The sequence below is a fragment of the Azotobacter bryophylli genome (assembly GCF_042643485.1).
Lineage (GTDB): Bacteria > Pseudomonadota > Gammaproteobacteria > Pseudomonadales > Pseudomonadaceae > Azotobacter > Azotobacter bryophylli.
The window spans coordinates 520,626-539,338 of record NZ_JBHRSJ010000034.1; the positions used below are offsets into that span (position 1 = coordinate 520,626).

Annotated in this window: 18 protein-coding genes; 6 read left to right on the forward strand and 12 right to left on the reverse strand. The window is 66.4% G+C overall.

Going from position 1 to position 18,713, the window contains the following annotated elements:
* Positions 1-32: 32 nt before the first annotated feature.
* From ACFOJE_RS18505 to minC, 5 genes are all read right to left on the reverse strand, one after another.
* A complete protein-coding gene (locus ACFOJE_RS18505; protein WP_377816200.1) occupies positions 33-1,322 on the reverse strand; it encodes a M18 family aminopeptidase in 1,290 nt (429 codons plus the stop codon).
* Between the two features lie 185 nt (positions 1,323-1,507).
* Positions 1,508-2,176 (reverse strand): RluA family pseudouridine synthase, encoded by a 669-nt coding sequence (locus tag ACFOJE_RS18510; RefSeq protein WP_377816347.1) that lies wholly within the window; start codon positions 2,174-2,176, stop codon positions 1,508-1,510.
* A gap of 25 nt (positions 2,177-2,201) precedes the next feature.
* A complete protein-coding gene (gene minE, locus ACFOJE_RS18515; RefSeq protein WP_377816202.1) occupies positions 2,202-2,456 on the reverse strand; it encodes a cell division topological specificity factor MinE in 255 nt (84 codons plus the stop codon).
* On the reverse strand, positions 2,453-3,268 hold the full coding sequence (gene minD, locus ACFOJE_RS18520) for a septum site-determining protein MinD (RefSeq protein ID WP_377816204.1): 816 nt from the start codon (positions 3,266-3,268) through the stop codon (positions 2,453-2,455). Before minD ends, minE begins: the two co-directional genes overlap by 4 nt.
* Before the next feature lie 98 nt (positions 3,269-3,366).
* Complete coding sequence (gene minC, locus ACFOJE_RS18525) at positions 3,367-4,110, reverse strand: septum site-determining protein MinC (protein ID WP_377816206.1); 744 nt, start codon at positions 4,108-4,110, stop codon at positions 3,367-3,369.
* 209 nt (positions 4,111-4,319) lie between these two features.
* Between minC and ACFOJE_RS18530 the strand changes: the two genes are divergently transcribed.
* Positions 4,320-5,243, forward strand: coding sequence for a lipid A biosynthesis lauroyl acyltransferase (locus ACFOJE_RS18530; RefSeq protein WP_377816208.1), 924 nt, complete (start codon positions 4,320-4,322; stop codon positions 5,241-5,243).
* Between the two features lie 10 nt (positions 5,244-5,253).
* Here ACFOJE_RS18530 and ACFOJE_RS18535 read toward each other — a convergent pair whose 3' ends face one another.
* From ACFOJE_RS18535 to ACFOJE_RS18545, 3 genes are all read right to left on the reverse strand, one after another.
* Positions 5,254-6,117 carry a pirin family protein gene (locus tag ACFOJE_RS18535; protein WP_377816210.1) on the reverse strand — a complete coding sequence of 288 codons (864 nt, stop codon included), beginning with the start codon at positions 6,115-6,117 and terminating at the stop codon, positions 5,254-5,256.
* Positions 6,118-6,225: 108 nt separating this feature from the next.
* Complete coding sequence (locus tag ACFOJE_RS18540; protein ID WP_377816212.1) at positions 6,226-6,993, reverse strand: MlaA family lipoprotein; 768 nt, start codon at positions 6,991-6,993, stop codon at positions 6,226-6,228.
* Positions 6,986-8,284 (reverse strand): serine/threonine protein kinase, encoded by a 1,299-nt coding sequence (locus ACFOJE_RS18545; RefSeq protein ID WP_377816214.1) that lies wholly within the window; start codon positions 8,282-8,284, stop codon positions 6,986-6,988. The genes ACFOJE_RS18540 and ACFOJE_RS18545 overlap by 8 nt, the downstream gene beginning before the upstream one ends.
* A gap of 126 nt (positions 8,285-8,410) precedes the next feature.
* Here ACFOJE_RS18545 and ACFOJE_RS18550 point away from each other — a divergent pair, with 126 nt between their 5' ends.
* Complete coding sequence (locus tag ACFOJE_RS18550; RefSeq protein WP_377816216.1) at positions 8,411-8,770, forward strand: hypothetical protein; 360 nt, start codon at positions 8,411-8,413, stop codon at positions 8,768-8,770.
* A gap of 7 nt (positions 8,771-8,777) precedes the next feature.
* Here ACFOJE_RS18550 and ACFOJE_RS18555 read toward each other — a convergent pair whose 3' ends face one another.
* A complete protein-coding gene (locus tag ACFOJE_RS18555) occupies positions 8,778-10,379 on the reverse strand; it encodes a glycoside hydrolase family 17 protein (protein ID WP_377816218.1) in 1,602 nt (533 codons plus the stop codon).
* A gap of 369 nt (positions 10,380-10,748) precedes the next feature.
* On the opposite strand from ACFOJE_RS18555, the gene ACFOJE_RS18560 reads away from it, so the two are divergent.
* The 4 genes from ACFOJE_RS18560 (at position 10,749) to ACFOJE_RS18575 (ending at position 14,528) form a co-directional block, all read left to right on the forward strand.
* Complete coding sequence (locus ACFOJE_RS18560; protein ID WP_377816220.1) at positions 10,749-11,063, forward strand: DUF485 domain-containing protein; 315 nt, start codon at positions 10,749-10,751, stop codon at positions 11,061-11,063.
* On the forward strand, positions 11,063-12,715 hold the full coding sequence (locus ACFOJE_RS18565; protein WP_377816222.1) for a cation acetate symporter: 1,653 nt from the start codon (positions 11,063-11,065) through the stop codon (positions 12,713-12,715). Before ACFOJE_RS18560 ends, ACFOJE_RS18565 begins: the two co-directional genes overlap by 1 nt.
* A gap of 143 nt (positions 12,716-12,858) precedes the next feature.
* On the forward strand, positions 12,859-14,154 hold the full coding sequence (locus ACFOJE_RS18570) for a hemolysin family protein (protein WP_377816224.1): 1,296 nt from the start codon (positions 12,859-12,861) through the stop codon (positions 14,152-14,154).
* 8 nt (positions 14,155-14,162) lie between these two features.
* Complete coding sequence (locus ACFOJE_RS18575) at positions 14,163-14,528, forward strand: DUF2784 domain-containing protein (RefSeq protein WP_377816226.1); 366 nt, start codon at positions 14,163-14,165, stop codon at positions 14,526-14,528.
* A 23-nt stretch (positions 14,529-14,551) separates the two neighbouring features.
* On the opposite strand, the gene ACFOJE_RS18580 is transcribed toward ACFOJE_RS18575, so the two are convergent.
* The 3 genes from ACFOJE_RS18580 to ACFOJE_RS18590 all read right to left on the reverse strand — a co-directional run bounded on the left by ACFOJE_RS18580 (position 14,552) and on the right by ACFOJE_RS18590 (position 18,626).
* Positions 14,552-14,779 carry a YheU family protein gene (locus tag ACFOJE_RS18580; RefSeq protein ID WP_377816228.1) on the reverse strand — a complete coding sequence of 76 codons (228 nt, stop codon included), beginning with the start codon at positions 14,777-14,779 and terminating at the stop codon, positions 14,552-14,554.
* A 56-nt stretch (positions 14,780-14,835) separates the two neighbouring features.
* On the reverse strand, positions 14,836-17,310 hold the full coding sequence (locus ACFOJE_RS18585) for an ATP-binding protein (protein ID WP_377816230.1): 2,475 nt from the start codon (positions 17,308-17,310) through the stop codon (positions 14,836-14,838).
* A 125-nt stretch (positions 17,311-17,435) separates the two neighbouring features.
* Complete coding sequence (locus ACFOJE_RS18590) at positions 17,436-18,626, reverse strand: osmoprotectant NAGGN system M42 family peptidase (protein ID WP_377816232.1); 1,191 nt, start codon at positions 18,624-18,626, stop codon at positions 17,436-17,438.
* Positions 18,627-18,713: the final 87 nt, after the last annotated feature.

The window sequence follows — 18,713 nt, forward strand, 5'->3', positions numbered from 1 at the left end:
GTCAGGCGCCGGTCTCGCCAGTAGTTGTGGCGTCAGGGTAGCTCGGGGCTGGAATAGAACGCCGTGAGCACCTTGACCAGATGCGACAGATCCTGGCTGCCGGCCAGTTCCCGGATCGAGTGCATGGCGAAGGTCGGCAGACCGATATCGACGGTGCGCACTCCCAGCTGGCTGGATGTGATCGGCCCGATGGTCGAGCCGCAGCCCATGTCGCTGCGGGTGACGAAGCTCTGCACCGGAACCTCCACGTCGAAGCACAGGTGGCGGAAGAATCCGGCGGTCTCGCTGTTGGTGGCGTAGCGCTGGTTGCTATTGATCTTGATCACCGGGCCGGCGTTGAGCTTGGGTCCGTGATTGTCGTCATGGCGATCAGCATAGTTGGGGTGCACGCCATGGGCGTTGTCGGCCGAGACCAGCAGGGACTTCTGCATGATGCGCACGAAGTCGTCGCCCTCGGGCAGCAGGCGGTGGAGTACCTGGTCGAGGAAGGGGCCGTCGGCGCCGCAGGCGGAGCTGGAGCCGACCTCTTCGTGATCGGTGCAGACCAGTACGCAGTTTTCCTCCTCGCCGGTGGAGAGCAGGGCCTGCAGGCCGGCATAGCAGGACAGCAGGTTGTCCAGGCGGGCGCCGGCGATGAAGTCGCCGTTCAGGCCAATCAGCGCCGCTGGCTGGGTGTCGTAGAAGCACAGCTCGAAGTCCAGCACCACGTCGGCATTGATGTCGTGCTCGCGGCGCAGTTGCTCGGCCAGCAGGGCACGAAAGTCGGCGCGCTCGTCACCGGCAATTTGCGCCAGGATCGGCGGTAATTCGGACTGAGCGTTGATGTTCCAGCCTTCGTTGGCGCTGCGATTCAGATGGATGGCCAGGTTGGGAATGATGGCAATCGGCTGCTTGAAGTCGATCAGTTGGCTCTCGACTTTGCCGCCGTGGCGGAAGGTGACCCGCCCAGCGAGGGACAGGTCGCGATCGAACCAGGGGGCGAGGAGCGCACCGCCGTAGACTTCCACGCCGAGCTGCCAGAAGCCCTGGCGCTGCAGTTCCGGCTGGGGCTTGACCCGCAGGCAGGGGCTGTCGGTATGCGCCCCTACCAGTCGCAGGCCGGTTTCCAGCGGCGAGTGCCGGCCGAGCTGAACGGCGATGATCGACGAGTCGTTACGGGTGATGTAGTAGCGTCCCCTGGGATAGGTCGACCAGGCTTCTCGCTCGTCCAGACGCTGATAGCCGGCGGCCTCGAGCTGCCGGGCCAGGCTCGCGCAGGCATGAAAAGGGGTGGGCGATGCCTTGAGGTAGTCGATCAGGCCTTGATTGAGTTCTTTGCGCATAAGTGACTCCGGACAGCGATGCCTCGGAGTGTATCCCATCGAGCGTGACGGGCGTAATTAGACGCTCGACGGGCTCGACCCGTTACCGGTTTTCGCGCCGCCGGAGAGGGGCGCGCGACGCCGCCGTTCCCCGGCTCTATCCATTGGGTGGGATACTGTTGCCCGCCAATCTGCCGGATGTGTCCCTAGAAGGGGGCCGGGCTCTCGAAGCGCAGGCGCTGGCCGCTCTGCGGATGGCTGAAGGCGAGCATGCTGGCATGCAGGCAGAGGCGTTCGAAGGCGGCAAGGGCCTCGGCGTGGGCATACAGGCGGTCGCCCAGCAGCGGATGGCCGATGGCGAGCATGTGCACGCGCAACTGGTGCGAGCGACCGGTGATCGGGGTCAGCTCGACCCGGCTGTACTGGCCGCAACGCTCGAGCACACGCCAGAAGGTCAGGGCGTGACGTCCGAGTTCATGATCGACCACGTGTCGCGGCTTGGTCGGCGGGTCGTAGCGCAGCGGCAGCTCGATGCGCCCGCTGTCCGCTTCCGGTTCGTCCCAGCAGAGCGCGGTATAGGCCTTCTCGGTCTCGCGGTCGTGGAACTGGCGGGACAGTTCGCGATGGCTGTCGGCATCGCGGGCGAGGACGATCAGTCCGGATGTCTCCCAGTCGAGGCGGTGCACGATGCGTGCCTCCGGATAGCCGTTCTCCTGCAGGCGGGTGACCAGGCAGTCCCGGTTGTCCTCGGCACGGCCGGGCACCGAGAGCAACAGGGTGGGCTTGTTGATCACCAGCAGGGCGTCGTCTTCGTGGACGATTTCGATGTTCGACAGGGGCATTTGGCTATCCGGAAACGAAGACGGCGGCCGCAGCCGCCGTCTTGTGGGGGTGAATCGATCAACGCTCCGGCAGGGTGACGTTGAGTTCGAGGATGGAGCAGTTGCCCTGGTTTTCCAGGATCACCTGCACCTGATCGTTGTCGATATTGACGTATTTGCGGATCACTTCGACCAGTTCCTGCTGCAAAGCCGGAAGGTAGTCGGGCTGGCTGCGCTGACCGCGTTCGTGGGCGACGATGATTTGCAGACGCTCTTTCGCGACAGCGGCAGAAGATTGCTTCTTGCGTTCGCGAAAGAAGTCGAAAATGTTCATTCACGACCTCCAAACAGGCGTTGCAGGAAGCCCTTCTTCTGCACGTCGAGGAAACGGTGCGGCACTTCCTTGCCGAGCAGGCGATCGACCGCATCGCTATAGGCCTGCCCGGCATCGCTCTCTTCGTCGAGGATCACCGGGATACCCTGGTTGGAAGCCTTCAGCACCGCCTGGGACTCCGGGATCACGCCGAGCAGACGGATGGCGAGGATCTCCTCGACGTCGCCTACGCCGAGCATTTCGCCCTTGGTCACGCGTGCCGGGTTGTAACGGGTCAGCAGCAGATGCTCCTTGATCGGCTCGGCGCCGGTTTCGGCCCGCTGGGACTTGCTGGCGAGCAGGCCGAGCATGCGGTCGGAGTCGCGTACCGAGGAGACCTCGGGGTTGGTCACGATGACCGCCTCGTCGGCGAAGTACATGGCCAGATGTGCGCCTTTCTCGATGCCCGCCGGCGAATCGCAGACGATGTATTCGAAATTCTCGCGCAACTCTTCCATGACCTTGCCGACGCCCTCCTTGGTCAGGGCGTCCTTATCGCGGGTCTGGCTGGCCGCCAGCACGTAGAGGTTCTCGAGGCGCTTGTCCTTGATCAGGGCCTGGGTCAGGGTGGCGTCTCCGTTGATAACGTTGACGAAGTCGTACACCACACGGCGTTCGCAGCCCATGATCAGGTCGAGATTACGCAGACCGACGTCGAAGTCGACGATGACGGTCTTGTGCCCGCGCAGAGCGAGGCCGGTACCGATGGCGGCGCTAGTTGTGGTTTTGCCTACGCCACCCTTGCCGGAAGTGACAACGAGAATCTTGGCCAAGGTGATTCACCCCAAATGAAGGAATATCGGGAGCTTCATGCCGCGTCCACAGGCAGAGAAAAAGCCGGTGAAAGCCCCCCAAATCGCGGCAGTATCCGTTAAAGTCGGGTGATGTTCAACACATCGCCCGACAGATGTATGTGTACCGCTTCACCCCAGAGCGGATCGCGTCTGAGGTCCTCGGCGACCTTGTAATGGCCGGCGATGGAAACCAGTTCCGCAGCCAGTTGCTTGCAGAAAATGCGGGCCTGGGTATTGCCCTTGATACCCGCCAGCGCGCGACCGCGCATCGGTGCGTATACATGGATGTTGCCATCGGCCAGCAGTTCCGCTCCGGCACTCACCGGGGCCAGGACCAGCAGGTCCCCGCCCGGGGCATAGACCTGCTGGCCGCTGCGCACCGGAGTGCTGACGACCTTGGTCGGCTTGGTTACCGGTTCGGCCGGTTTTTCCGGTTTCTTCTGCTCCGCGGGGGGGCTGCCGGCCGGATTGAGCGGCCTTTCCCGGGCCCCGGACGGGGGCAGGACCGGAAGATCCAGGATGCGCGCGGCGGCGATGTGCTCCGCCCGGCTGGCGCGGATCGCCAGGGTGCGCAGGCCGTGCCGCCGGCAGACCGCCATCAGTGCGGCCAGATCGAGTGCTTCGGCTCCCTGCTCGAGCTTGTCCAGCGCTAGGATCAGGGGCGTGTTCTGGAAGAAGTTCGGAGCCTGCGCCACCTTGACACTCAACTGGCGTTCAAGACGGTCGAGATCGTTCTGCGCCAGCTCCAGCACGGTGATGGCCAGCATGCTGCCCTTGAGCTGGAAGACGGAGGCTTGGTCGAGGGGTTCGGCTTGACTCATGATCTGCCCATTGCATTCGGTGGCGGGACTTATAGCGGGAAAAACTGCCGGAAGCTAGAGCCTGTCCTCCAGGCGGTTCCCAGCCTTCCGGGGCGGGCTCGCCCAGGCTGACACCCGGGGCGGGTTGGAGCGGCGGTTTCGCTTCGAGTTCCGATGGTCGGCGGCATTTCCCGATAGAATGCCGCGTTCCGCCGCCTCCGAGTCTGAGAATGGATCGCCCGCGTTTTCGAGCCCGTTTCCTCCATCCGCGCTTCTGGCTGCTCTGGCTGGGATTGGGCTTGCTCTGGCTGCTGGTGCAGTTGCCTTATGTCTGCCTGCTGTGGCTGGGACGCGGGCTGGGGGCGCTGATGTTCCATCTGGCCGGGTCCCGGCGCCGGATCGCCAGGCGCAATCTCGAGTTGTGCTTTCCCGAGCTATCGGAGGCCCGGCGCGAGCAGCTGTTGCGGGAGAACTTCGCCTCGACCGGCATCGCCTTCTTCGAAATGGCCATGAGCTGGTGGTGGCCCCGGCAGCGCTTGGCCCGACTGGCGCGCATCGAGGGCCTGGAGCACCTGCAGCGGGCGCAGGCCGAAGGCCGGGGGGTGATCCTGATGGCTTTCCACTTCACCACCCTGGAGATCGGCGCTGCGCTGCTCGGCCAGCGCCAGACCATCGACGGCATGTACCGCGAGCATTCCAACCCGGTGTTCGACTACGTGCAGCGACGCGGCCGCGAACGGCACAACGCCGATGCCACGGCTATCGAGCGCGAGGACATCCGCGCCATGCTCAGGGTGCTGCGGGCCGGGCGGGCGATCTGGTACGCGCCGGATCAGGACTACGGGCGCAAGCAGAGCCTGTTCGCGCCGCTGTTCGGCATTCCCGCGGCGACCGTGACCGCGACCACCAAGTTCGCCCGGCTGGGCAAGGCGAGGGTGGTGCCTTTCAGCCAGTCGCGGCTGGCTGACGGCTCGGGCTACCGCCTGGTGATCCATCCGCCGCTGGAGGATTTCCCCGGCGAGTCGGAGGAGGCCGATTGCCGGCGGATCAACCAGTTGGTCGAACAGGCGATTCGCCAGCAGCCGGAGCAGTACCTGTGGGCGCACCGGCGCTTCAAGACCCGGCCGGACGGCGAGCCGAGCCTGTACAGCTAGCCCCGTCCCCTCAATAGGGGCCCTCGACGAAACTGCCGTTGCGGTAGTCGCGCAGCGCCTGTTCGATTTCCTCCTGGCTGTTCATCACGAAGGGGCCGTACTGCACGATGGGTTCGCCGAGCGGCCGGCCGGCGATCAGCAGCACGCGGGCGCCGCCTTGGCTGTGCAGCCGCAACTCGCCCTGGTCGGACAGGCGCAGCAGGCGGCCGGCGGATGCTTCGGTCCGAGCGTCACCGACGCCGAGACTGCCCTCGTAGACGTACAGCATGACCCGCAGGCCCTCTGCCAGTTTCGGGGTCACCTGGCTGCCGGCCGGCAACTGCAGGTCGAACAGCTGTGGCTCGGTCTGCGGGCGCTGCACCGCGCCGTCCGCACTGATCCGGCCATCCTCGAAGCGCCCGGCGATCACCTTTACGCCGACGCCCTCGGCGGTGCGCAGGCTGGGGATTTCCTCGGGAGCGAAGTCGCGGTAGCCGGGGGCGCACAGCTTGTCCGCGGCCGGCAGGTTGAGCCAGAGCTGGAACCCCCGCATGGTGCCTTCCTGCTGTTCCGGCATCTCGCTGTGGATGACGCCGCGGCCGGCGGTCATCCATTGCACGCCGCCGCTGCCCAGCAGGCCGACGTGGCCCATGTGGTCCTCATGGCGCATGCGCCCTTCGAGCATGTAGGTGATGGTTTCGAAACCCCGGTGCGGGTGCGACGGGAAGCCGGCGATGTATTCGCCGGGATTTTCCGAGCCGAACTCGTCGAGCATCAGGAAGGGATCGAAGCGCTCGAGGCCGGGGCCGCCGATCACCCGCAGCAGGCGTACGCCGGCGCCGTCGGAGGTGGGCTGGCCGACGTGGGTGGAGAGGACGGAGCGGTAGGCGGTCATGATGGGGTTCCCTGCAGAAAAGGAAGGTGGCTGCATCCTAGTCCGAGTCGTTCGGTGAATGGTTGCGACTTTCGCGGGTTATTCATCGAGCCGGTCGATCGATCTCGATCACTCGGCGATCTGCAGATCGCGGGCGCGGCTGTAGACGAAGCGGATCTGCTCGTACTCGAACGGCGAGTTCAGCTGGCCGTAACGGAAGTCGGCGCCGTAGCGGGCGTCCACCCCGCGCAGTATCAGCAGCTCCGGCTGGTCGCTGCTGGTTTTGGCGAAATCCAGGTAGTTGATCTGGTAGGCGCTGAAGAAGTCCGTCACCAGGCCGCCGGCGTCGCGCAGGTTCGAGGGGCCGAGGATCGGCAGCATCAGGTAGGGACCGCCGGGTACGCCGTAGTAGCCGAGGGTCTGGCCGAAATCCTCGCTCTGCCTGTGCAGGCCCATGCGGCTGGCGGGGTCCCACAGGCCGCCGACGCCGAAGATGGTGTTGAACAGCAGGCGTGCGGTGATGTCCAGGGAGCGCTTGCCCTTGAGCTGCAGCACGCTGTTGAGCAGGTTGGACACATCGCCGAGGTTGGCGAAGAAGTTGCCGATGCCGCTGCGGACGAAGCGGGGGGTGACCCGCCGGTAGGTGCGCACCACGGGCAGGAACACCCATTCGTCGAAGCGGTAGTTGAAGTGGTATATCCGGCGGTTCCAGGACTCCCAGGGATCGTAGACGTTCAGCGTGGCGAGGGAGGAGCGCTCGAATTCGCGCTGGCCGAGGGCGGGGTTGAAGCGCAACTGCTCGAGCGGTCGCTTGAAGCCGTCCGGATCCGTTCCCGCGGCGGAGCAGACCAGGGGCGCGCACAGCAGGGCGGCGACCAGCAATGCTCCCCTAGCCACGGAAGAACTCCACCATGGCCCGGCCGTTGACCCGGTAATTGAGGTTGCCGCAGTGTCCGCCGGACGGGTAGAGCGTCAGTCGGTCGCCGAAGGTCCGGCGCAGGAAGCCGATGTCGCCGGGGCCGAGGGTCAGGTCGTCGGCGTTGTGCATCACGGCGATCTTCCGGCTCCTGCTCAGGTAGTCCTGCAGGTCGTACAGGCTGATCCGGCGGACCAGCTGCTCCAGGTTGCCGCCGCCGTTGCGGGCGCGCCACAGCGGCACCAGCTGTTCTTCCAGATAGCACTGGAAGTTGCACAGCAGGGCCCGGGCGAAGAAGGGTTCGAGCGGGGTTCCTTCGTCCATGGGATAGCCGGCCGGGGTGATCAGCCCGCGCTGGTTGAGCAGGTCTGAGGTGAAGGCGATGTCGGCCACCGAGAAGCGGAACACGGAGCCGATCAGCATGGCCATCTCCTCGTTGCTCAGGCGCTCCCCGGACTGCTGGAGGTCGTAGAGCAGGGCGTCGTCTAGGCTGATGTAGCCCCGCTGCTGGAAGTAGCGCGTCAGTTTGCCGAGGATCAGCTCGTAGAAGGTCCGGTTGTTGGTGATGCCGGACACGTCGGTCTGCACCAGGCGGTCGAGGGCGCGCACCGCGGTGTAGAGGTTGACCGGCGGGTTGATCAGCAGCACGCGCTTGAAGTCGAAGCGCCTGGCGGTTTCGTCCAGCCGGCTGACGAAGGCCGCATCGAGCGCGCCGAGACTGTAGCCGGTGAGGTAGTACTCGCTGACCGGCAGATCCGCGTGCTGCTCGCGCACCGCCTGCATGACCCGGTAGAGGTCCTGTGCGTCGTCCTGACTGATGCCGGGCGTGGCGGTGCGCGAGGCGGCGGCCATGAAGTCGTAGCTGGTCGGCGAGGAGAGCTGCACCACGTGGTAGCCGGCGCCGTAGAACAGCCTCTTCAGGTATTCGGTCTTGCCGTTGGCGTAGCTCGCGCCGGTGCCGGAGATGATGAAGATCAGCGGGGCGGTGCCGGCCTGGCGGGCCAGGCGGTAGTGCAGCTCCTTCACCGGCCAGAAGTTGCCCGGCAGCGTGAAGGTCCGCTCCGGGCGCAGGCGCAGGCTGTAGTCGCGCTGCACGATATCGTCGTCGTCCGGCAGGTCCGGGCGCAGCTCCGGCGGCGTGGTGGCGATGGTCGCTTCGAAGGGGTTCTGCAGCGGAAAGCCGTAGCTGGCGGCGTCGATATCGCCAGCCGCTGCGCCGGTGCAGAGGAAAAGCCCGACGAGCAGGGAGACGAAGCGGGATGAGCGTGGCATGGGCGGTGCGACCGGTGTCCGATATGGCCATACGACAGTGACCAGCGCAACGAGTGCCTCCGTCCCTTGCGTCTCCGACGATGGGCGAGGTCGAATGAGGGGCGCCTGCCTCCCTGGAGTGTCCCGATGAACGCCCGTATGCCGCCGATCCTGCTTCTGACTCTACTGTCGCTCTGGCTGGCAGCCAGTTACGGACTGCGTTTCGCCCTGATGGAGGACAGCCGCTGGATCGGTCTGTGCGTCGACGAGGCCCTGCGCTGGGAATGCCAGCTGCGTGCCGGGCTGGGCCTGATGATCCACTTCCGTATCCTCGCCTGGTGCGCCCTGATCCCGGCCCTGGTCGGCTTCTTCCTGCCGGGGCGTGCGGGGCGCTGGCTGGGGCTGCTGGCACTGATCCTGGGTATCCCGGCGCTGGTGCTCTACACCGCCACGCTGGCGGTGTTCGCCCTGGTCATCGCCGGATTGCGCCTGGTCCGCGAGACCTGACTGGAGGCTAAAGGGCGGGCGCTCTCGTCGACGGCGCCGTGGCGCCTGCGGGGCGGCGTTTCCGGCCCAGTCGCAGGCTGCGCCACAAGGCGACGACCAGCAGGCCGCTGACCAGCGCCCAGATGAGCGCCTGGCGGTTGAGCAGGGTTTCCTGGTACAGCTGCGGCAGGATGCCCGCGCCGATCAGACAGGCGAGCAGGGCGATTTCCCGCCGCGGGCCAGGCACCGGGCGGCAGCCGTAGAGGAGCGCCGGCAGCAGCAGCGCCGCGCTGGGGAAGCTGCGGTAGCGGGCGTCGAACACCAATCCCAGCATCAACACCGCGCCAGCGAAGCCGACCGCCGTCAGCCACCAGCCGCCGCGTGCCTCCAGCCAGGCGAACAGCCGAGCGCGGAAGCCCCGGCGGGCCGAGAGCAGCAGGGTGCCGTGCAGCAGCACCATCAGGTTCAGGCCGACTAGCGCCGCTGCCCACAGCCATTCGCCGATGAAGCGGCTGCCGGTGCGTGCCATCTCGCCCCACAGGCCGATGCAGGCGGCGCCGAGCGCGGCCTGTGCTGGCAGCAGCAAGGCCGCCGTGGCGGAAGCCGGGCGGCCGCCCAGGACCAGCATGGTCGTCAGGATCAGCCAGCTCGCGCCGAGCCAGAACGGCCAGTCCGGCAGGTTCGAGACCGGCCCGGCGAGGACGCTCTTCTCCCGGCGGTCGGCATCGAACAGCCCCCAGTAACCGCCCACCGCGCCTTCGCTTTCGCGCTTCCACGGCTGGTCGAAGGCCTCGATCAGGTTGTAGCGCCAGCCCTGCTGCTCGGCCAGGGCGACGAAGCCGCGGATGAAGCGGGCCTGGTTGACCCGGCTGGGCAGGGCGGTCTCGCGCTGGCGGCCCTCGCTGGGCCAGCCGGTTTCGCCGATGAGGATGTCCTTCGGCGCGAAGCGGCTGCCGAAAAGATGGCGAACCTGCGCGACCCGGGCCAGAGCCTGGTCGATGCCCGCCGGCTCGTCTTCCCAGTAGGGCAGCAGGTGGATGGTGAGGAAATCCACCGCCGGGGCGACTTCCGGATGCTTCAGCCAGAACTCCCAGACATCGGCATAGGTGACCGGCTGCCCGATGCTGCGCTTCACCCGCTCGATCAGCGAGGCGAGGTGCTGGGCGGTGACCTCCTTGCGCAGCAGGGTCTCGTTGCCGACCACCACTGCCTCGACCACGTCCGGGTTGGCCCTGGCAGTTTCGATCAATAGTTCGATCTCGATCTCGGTGTCCAGCTCGTTGGCATTCACCCAGGCGCCCAGCAGCAGCTTCAGACCGTGCTTGCGGGCCAGCGCGGGGATCGCCTGCAGACCGGTCATGGAGTAGGTGCGCACGCAGTGGAAACGCCTGGCGAGAACGGCGAGATCGGCGTCCATGCGCGCCTCGCGCAGCACGAAGGGCTCGTCCAAGGGCGACTGGTCCTTGTCGAACGGGCTGTAGGAGACGCATTGCAGCTTGTGCGCGGCGCTGACCACGTCCGGCAGGCCCACCGGCCTGCTGATGCCGTACCAGAGACCGGCCAGCGCCAGCAGGGCGAGGAGGGTGGCGAACAGGTACGGCAGCAGCGGAAAGCGGGGGGCGGCGGGCATGGTCGCAGGCTCCGGGCAGCTGGACTTGCATCTTAGCCGCTCGCCGTCCTGCCTGGCTCGCCCTCAGGCGTGGCGCTGCCGAAGGCGATGCAGAGGTGCATCAGGGGGGGGCAGAGGCTTGGGCATGGCGCACTCGGGCAAGTCGCTTCCTGGGGGGGGAGTTGAGCCTAACGACCGGCCACCTGCGCTGAAAATTGTCGTTCTCGATACCTTCGCTAGGGATCTTCGGTCCGCTTCCGGATGTCTACCAAGGGAGGTACCAGTCAGTCGCGATTCAAGGCACTAAGACTAAAGTCGTCTTCCAGTGTAGGAAGTCTGCATCTGATTATGTACTTACCGGCAAAACTGTGTTGAGAGGACGACAATAAAATGAATAATGAAGCTATATACAAGCGGATCGAACAGAATCCGCGCTTCAAAGAACTGGTAGCTCGACGTGAGCGCTTCGCGTGGTTGCTCTCCAGCATCATGCTCGGCCTCTACGTCGGCTACATCCTGCTCATCGCCTTCGCCCCGCACTCCCTGGGACAGCAGATCAGCCCCGACTCCAGCATCACCTGGGGTATGCCCATCGGCATCGGCCTGATCGTGGTCGCTTTCCTGCTGACCGGCGTCTACGTGCGCCGTGCCAATGGCGAATTCGATCGCCTGAACCAAGAAATCCTCAATGAGGTACAAGAATAATGAAGCGTCTACTGACTGCCGCTGCCTTGCTGACAGCCTCTCCGATGCTGCTGGCCGACGCCATCACCGGCGAAGTCCAGAAGCAGCCGACCAACTACACGGCGATCGCCATGTTCGTGGTGTTCATCATCATGACCATGGGCATCACCAAGTGGGCGGCCAAGCGCAACACCTCCACTTCCGACTACTACACCGCCGGCGGCAGCATCACCGGCTTCCAGAACGGCATGGCGATCGCCGGTGACTTCATGTCCGCGGCTTCCTTCCTGGGGATTTCCGCACTGGTGTTCACCTCCGGCTACGACGGCCTGATCTACTCCATCGGCTTCCTGGTGGGCTGGCCGATCATCCTGTTCCTGATGGCCGAACGCCTGCGCAACCTGGGCAAGTTCAGCTTCTCGGACGTGGCCTCCTATCGCCTCGGTCAGACCCAGATCCGCATCCTCTCGGCCTGCGGCTCGCTGATCGTGGTGGCCTTCTACCTGATCGCCCAGATGGTCGGCGCCGGCAAGCTGATCCAGCTGCTGTTCGGCCTCGACTACTACGTCGCGGTGATCCTGGTGGGCGTGCTGATGGTGATGTACGTGCTGTTCGGCGGCATGCTGGCGACCACCTGGGTACAGATCATCAAGGCCATCCTGCTGCTCTGCGGTGCCACCTTCATGGCGCTGATGGTGATGGTGTCGGTCGGCTTCGACTTCGGCACGCTGTTCGACAAGGCCGTGAGCCTGCACGCGAAAGGCCAGGCCATCATGAGCCCCGGCGGCCTGGTGTCCGACCCGATCTCGGCTATCTCCCTCGGTCTGGCGCTGATGTTCGGTACTGCCGGTCTGCCGCACATCCTGATGCGCTTCTTCACCGTCGGCGATGCCAAGGAAGCGCGTAAGAGCGTGTTCTACGCCACCGGCTTCATCGGCTACTTCTACATCCTCACCTTCATCATCGGCTTCGGCGCGATCCTGCTGGTGAGCACCAATCCGGAGTTCAAGGATGCCTCGGGGGCCATCATCGGCGGCACCAACATGGTCGCCATCCACCTGGCCAAGGCCGTCGGCGGCAACCTGTTCCTCGGCTTCATGTCGGCCGTGGCCTTCGCCACCATCCTCGCCGTGGTCGCCGGTCTGACTCTCGCCGGAGCCTCGTCGGTGTCCCACGACCTGTACGCCTGCGTGATCAAGAAGGGCAAGGCCAAGGAAGAGGAAGAGATGCGCGTGACCAAGATCACCACCCTGACCCTGGGCGTGGTCGCGATCCTGCTCGGCATCACCTTCGAGAAGCAGAACATCGCCTTCATGGTCGGCCTGGCCTTCTCGGTCGCAGCCAGCTGCAACTTCCCGGTACTGTTCCTCTCCATGTACTGGAAGAACCTGACCACCCGCGGCGCGCTGTACGGCGGTGCCCTGGGCCTGTTCACCGCGATGCTGCTGACCATCCTCAGCCCGACCGTATGGGTCGACGTACTGGGCAACGCCCAGGCGATCTTCCCCTACAAGTACCCGGCGCTGTTCTCGATGATCGCTGCCTTCACCGGCGTGTGGTTCTTCTCCATCACCGACCGCTCGAACTCGGCGGCCAAAGAGCGCGCACTGTTCTTCCCGCAGTTCGTCCGCTCGCAGACCGGCCTGGGCGCCACTGGCGCCGTAGCCCACTGATCCGTCGCAACGACGCGGTCGAAAGGCAGCCTCCGGGCTGCCTTTTTTCATTCCGTGGGTATCGCTCTTGAGTCGGGGCGATCACGCACCCGCCCGGAGTGCTATGGTGCCTACACCACACCCTGGCACTGCGGGGGGATTTCATGGATCTGGGCCTCATCCTGCTGCTGATTCTGCTCAACGGCGTGTTCGCCATGGCGGAAATCGCCGTGGTGTCCTCGCGCAAGGCCCGTCTGCAGCGGCTCGCCGACGAAGGCCGGGCCGGCGCCGCCGTGGCGCTGGCGCTGCAGGAGAGTCCCTCGCGCTTCCTCTCGACCATCCAGGTCGGCATCACCACGGTCGGCATCCTCAGCGGCGCCATCGGCGAAAGCCTGCTGGCCGATCCCCTGGCCGCCTGGCTGGCGCAGACGCCCATGGCCGTCTATGCCGAGGGTATCGCCCTGGGCTGCACGGTGCTGCTGATCACCTATCTCTCGGTGGTAGTCGGCGAGCTGGTGCCCAAGCGCCTGGCACTGCTCTCGCCGGAGGCCATCGCCATGCTTATCGCCCAGCCGATGAACCGCCTGGCGCAGATCGCCGCGCCGCTGGTCTGGCTGTTCTCCTCCTCCTGTTCCCTGCTGGTCCGCCTGATCGGGGTGAAGCACAAGGAGGAGCCTCCGGTCACCGAGGAGGAGATCAAGGTGCTGATGGAGGAAGGCGCCGAGGCCGGCGTCTTCCACGAGAGCGAGCGGGCCTTCGTCGCCAACGTTCTGCAGCTGGACGAGCTGTCGGTCGGCGCGATCATGTGTCCGCGTCAGGAGATATACGCCATCGACCTGCAGGACGAGCCGCAGGAGCAGCTCAGGCGGCTGGCCGACAGCCCGTACTCGCGGGTGCTGGTCTGCCGCGGCGGCATCGGTCAGGTGGCCGGCGTGCTGCAGCGCAGCGACCTGCTCAAGCCGGCGCTCGAGGGCGCCCCCATCGATCTGGAGAAGGCCATCCATCCGCCGCTGTACGTTCATGAGGGGGTGGCCTGCACCTCCCTGCTCGAGCGTTTCCGCAGCCTGCGCCGGGAGTTCGCGGTGATCGTCGACGAGTTCGACGACCTGCAGGGCATCGTCACCCTGCGCGACGTGCTGACCGCCATCGTCGGCAACTTCCCCAACGAGCGGCAGGAGGGCGAACCGGAGATCGCCCGCCGCGAGGACGGCTCCTGGCTGATCGACGGCGGTCTGGGCATCGAGCGCCTGAAGCAGGCGCTGGACCTTCGGACCGATCTGCCGGGCGAGGAGGACAACGCCTATCACACTCTCGCCGGGCTGGTGATGCACTGCCTGCAGCGGGTGCCGGCGGTCACCGACCGCTTCGAATGCGGCGGCTGGCGCTTCGAGGTGGTGGACATGGACCGCACGCGCATCGACAAGGTCCTGGCCGTGCCCCTGGTGCCGCCGGAGAGCTGAGCGCCGGCATGCTCTACCGGATCGCCGCCGATGCCCTGATGCTGCTGCACCTGCTGTTCATCCTGCTGGTGCTGTTTGGCGGGCTGCTGGTGCTCAGGTGGCGCGGTCTGCTCGGCTGGCATCTGCCTATGGTGGTCTGGGGCGCGGCGGCCGAACTCTTCCAGTTGCCGTGTCCCCTGACCGGCTGGGAGAACGCCATGCGTCGGGCAGCCGGGCAGACCGGCTACGGCGGCGGCTTCATCGAACACTACCTGTATCCGCTGATCTACCCGGCCGGCCTGACGCCGCGGCTTCAGCTGTGGCTGGGCGCGCTGGTGCTGGCGGTCAATGCGCCGGTCTATCTGCGACTGCTCCGGTCGCGCCGAAGGGCCTGATGCCCGGGGGCGCCGGCCCGATATCAGTCCAGCCATTCCTTCGGCACGTCCTGCTTGAGCATCAGCTGGCACTGCTGGCTGTCGGGATCGAAGGCGATCACCGCCTGGCCCTGGTCCAGGGCGTGGCGCACGCGCTCCACGCGCACCGGCAGCGGAGTCTCGTCGCCGTTGTCGGTGCCCTCGCGGGTGACGAAGTCTTCGATCAGCCGGGTCAGGGTGTCGGCTTCCAGCATCCGATGGGGGATGAGCATGGGCAGTTCTCCAGTACGACTTGGGGCCGGCATCGGCCGGACCGCTCTTCGGAGCGCTAATTATCGGGCAGAGGCTGTCGCGCCAGATAGCGGTCCAGCGTGGCGTAGAGCCGCTGGATGTCCAGCGGCTTGCCGAGGAAGTCGTTCATGCCGACCTCGGTCCCGTAGGCCCGCTGTTCTTCGAGAACGTGGGCGGTGAGGGCGATGATCGGCACCGACGGCCACTGGTGCAGGCGCTCCAGCAGGCGGATCTGTCGGGTGGCCTCGAAGCCGTCCAGCTCGGGCATCTCGCAGTCCATCAGGATCAGCTGGAAGTCCGACGGATTGCGGTGGTACTCGGCCACCGCCGTGGCGCCGTTGCTGGCCAGGCGTACCCGGTAGCCGCGTTTCTTGAGCAGCCCCTGGACCACCAACTGGTTCACCGGATTGTCCTCGGCGATCAGGATGCAGGGCTCGTGGCTGTTTTCGCGGCTGTTTTCCTCCGGCGGCAGGGTTTCGCTGGGGGCGGTCCGGTACAGCTCCAGGAGTTTCTCCCGCAGCGGCAGGACGGTGACCGGCTGGGCCAGCACGCGCAGGGACAGATCGGATACCGACGGCAGATGCTGGCCCTGTCCGGGCGGACAGAGCAGCAGCACCAGCTGGCCGGAGGCAGGCGGCTGGAGGGCGTCCAGCCACTGCTCGATCTCGCCCGGCCAGGGGGCGATCAGCACCAGCAGCGGCGGCTCGCTGAAGCTCTGCAGGCACTCCGGCAACAGCTCCGCGGCCCGGCAGCACTCGATACGCATGCCCCAGCGGCCGAGCAGGCGGCCCAGGCTCTCCAGCGCCAGTCCGTCCAGCGAGGCCAGCAGCGCGGTACGCCCGGCGAGCAGTCGGGCCAACTCGTCGGTCCTCTCCCGCCCCGGGCGCAGGGGCATGTCGAAGGTGAAGCGGGTGCCGAGGCCGGGCGTGCTCTGTACCTCGATGTGCCCGCCCATCATTTCCACCAGTTCCTTGCTGATCGCCAGACCCAGGCCGCTGCCGCCGTAGCGGCGAGTGGTGCTGGAGTCGACCTGGGAGAAGGACTCGAACAGCCGGGCCTGGGCCTTGCGGTCGATGCCGATGCCGCTGTCGCTGACGGTGAAGCGCAGGGCGGGCGAGCCGTCGGCCTTGTCCTGGCGCTCGACGGAAAGCCTCACGTTGCCGGCCTCGGTGAACTTGAAGGCGTTGCTCAGCAGATTGGTCAGCACCTGCTTGAGGCGCGTGGGATCGCCCATGATCCGCCGCGGCACGCCCGGCGCCAGACTCAGGTAGAGCTGCAGGCGCTTGTTCAGCACCTGGGCGGTGAACAGGCCGAGGGTGTTGGAGACCAGTTCCTCCAGATCGAACTCGATGGATTCCAGGTTGAGCTTGCCGGACTCGATGCGCGCGTAGTCGAGGATGTCGTTGATCACCGTCATCAGCATGCCGCCGGAGCTGGAGATGGTGTCCACGTAGAAGCGCTGGCTATGGTCCAGGCGGGTTTCCTTGAGCAGATGGAGCATGCCCAGCACGCCGTTGAGCGGGGTGCGGATCTCGTGGCTCATCTTGGCCAGGAAGCGACTCTTGGCCTGGCTCTGGATGCGCGCCTGGAGCGCCGCCTGGCGCGAGCGGAAGCCCTCTTCCTTGATCAGGTTGATGCAGTCGAGCAGGCCCAGGGCGAGGATCAACAGCTTGAGCAGCAGACCGATTTCCAGCACCGCCAGGCCATGGGGGACGAACGGCGTCTGCCCCAGCGCTCCGCTGACGGCGATGAACAGGGAGAACAGCATCAGCCCCGAGGCGAGGATGGAGTAGGCGCCGGAGTTGCGGTCCGAGCGCAGGACGTAGACGCCGCACAGGACCAGCAGCGCGGAGTTGAGCACGGTGGCGGCGACGGCGAGGCTCAGGCCGACCGGCCGGTCGAAGCGCGCCGCGCCGAGCAGGAGCAGCGCCGCGAGCGGCACCCAGACGCGCAGGGCCAGGTCGACGCTGGGCACCGAGTTGCGCCGGGTCTGCAGGATGTGCCGGCTGAGCTGGGTCGAGGCGAGGCAGTGGGTGAACACCAGGGTGTACAGCAGCTCGTGGTGGTGGTCGTGCAGGCTAGGCAGCCACTGGAGCAGGATGCCATCGAACAGCAGGGCGAGGAGGAAGGCGTTCAGGGTGAGGACGAGGAACCAGGCGTAGCTCGATTCGCGCAGGGACAGGTAGAGGATCAGGTTGAAGCAGAACAGGGTGAGCAGCACGCCGTAGAAGGCGCCGTTCAGCCAGTGGGGTTTTTCCTCCGGGGTCAGGCCGTTGTTGTAGATCTGCGGATCGGTGGCCGCTCCCTGGAGAGCGCTGCCGTCCTCCGGGCGTGCCGAGGCCTGCCGGTCATCGGCCGACAAGGAGGCGTCGGTGGGCGCGGTATCACCCTGGAGAAGGGCGACGGACTCGCGAAACGGCTGGAACACCGGGTGCTCCGGCGTCGCGAACGAAGTGGCCCAGGCCGGCGTCGCGCTCCATAGCAACAGCAGCATCCAGACAAGGCGAGCCATCCCGCTCCCTCAATTTTCGTTCCCGGAACCCCGGAGTCTAGACGCGGTTTTCCAACTCGGCACGGTGCGACAGGAGTGTCCCATCGGTAGGACACTGCCCCCGACGAGAGGGGCGGCCAGCGGCTTCATTCCGGCTCGCGCGTGCCGACCAGGCTGTCGACGGTCGGCACGCGGGTTTCGCTCTCCATCTGCGCATCATGCTCCAGCTGATGGCTGAAGCGTTCCAGGGAGGCCTTTTCCGGCTTGGCGTCGCTGGCGAACACCGGCGGGCTGAGCAGATAGGCGCAGATCAGGCGAGCGAGGGCGGCGAGGCCGTCGATGTGGGTGCGTTCGTAGCCATGGGTGGCGTCGCAGCCGAAGGCCAGCAGAGCGGTGCGGATGTCGTGCCCGGCGGCCACCGCCGATTGGGCGTCGCTATGGTAGTAGCGGAACAGGTCGCGGCGCACCGGGATGCCGTGCTTCTCCGCCTGCTTCAGCAGATGGCGGGACAGGTGGTAGTCGTAGGGCCCGCCGGAGTCCTGTAGGGCGACCGTGGCCGTCTGTTCGCAGGACTGCTGGCCGGGGGCGACCGGGGCGATGTCGATGCCGACGAACTCGCTGACGTCCCAGTGCAGCGCGGCGGCCGCCCCGGAGCCGGTTTCCTCGGTGATGGTGAACAGCGGATGGCAGTCGATGGGCGGCTCCCGGCCGCTGTCGACCACCGCCTTGAGCGCGGCGAGCAGGGCGGCGACGCCGGCCTTGTCGTCCAGGTGGCGGGCGCTGATGTGGCCGCTGTCGGTGAACTCCGGCAGCGGATCGAAGGCGATGAAGTCGCCGACTTCCACGCCCAGGGCGAGGGTCTCGTCGCGGCTGGCGGTCATGGCGTCGAGGCGCAGTTCGATGTGGTCCCAACTGATCGGCAACTGGTCGACCTGGGTGTTGAAGGCATGTCCCGAGGCCATCAGCGGCAGCACGCTGCCGCGCAGCACGCCGTGATCGGTGAAGACGCTGACCCGGCTGCCCTCGGCGAAGCGGCTCGACCAGCAGCCCACCGGGGCCAGGGCGATGCGGCCGTTGGCGTGCACTTCGCGGACGATGGCGCCGATGGTGTCCAGATGTGCCGACACCGCCCGGTCCGGGCTGTAGCGACGACCCTTGAGGGTGCCGCGGATGGTGCCGCGGCGGGTCAGCTCGAAGGGGATGCCGATCTCCTCCAGGCGCTCGGCGACGTAGCGCACGATGGTGTCGGTGAAGCCGGTCGGGCTGGGAATGGCGAGCATCTCCAGCAGCACGCGCTGCAGGTAGTCGAGATCGAGATCGGGCAGCTTGCCGGGCATGGGCGACTCCAGGGCGCATGGCCTGCGCGGGAAGCAGAGGTGGAGGCGGATTCCTTCGCTGGCCGGGGCCTGTGCGGCGCAAGGCTC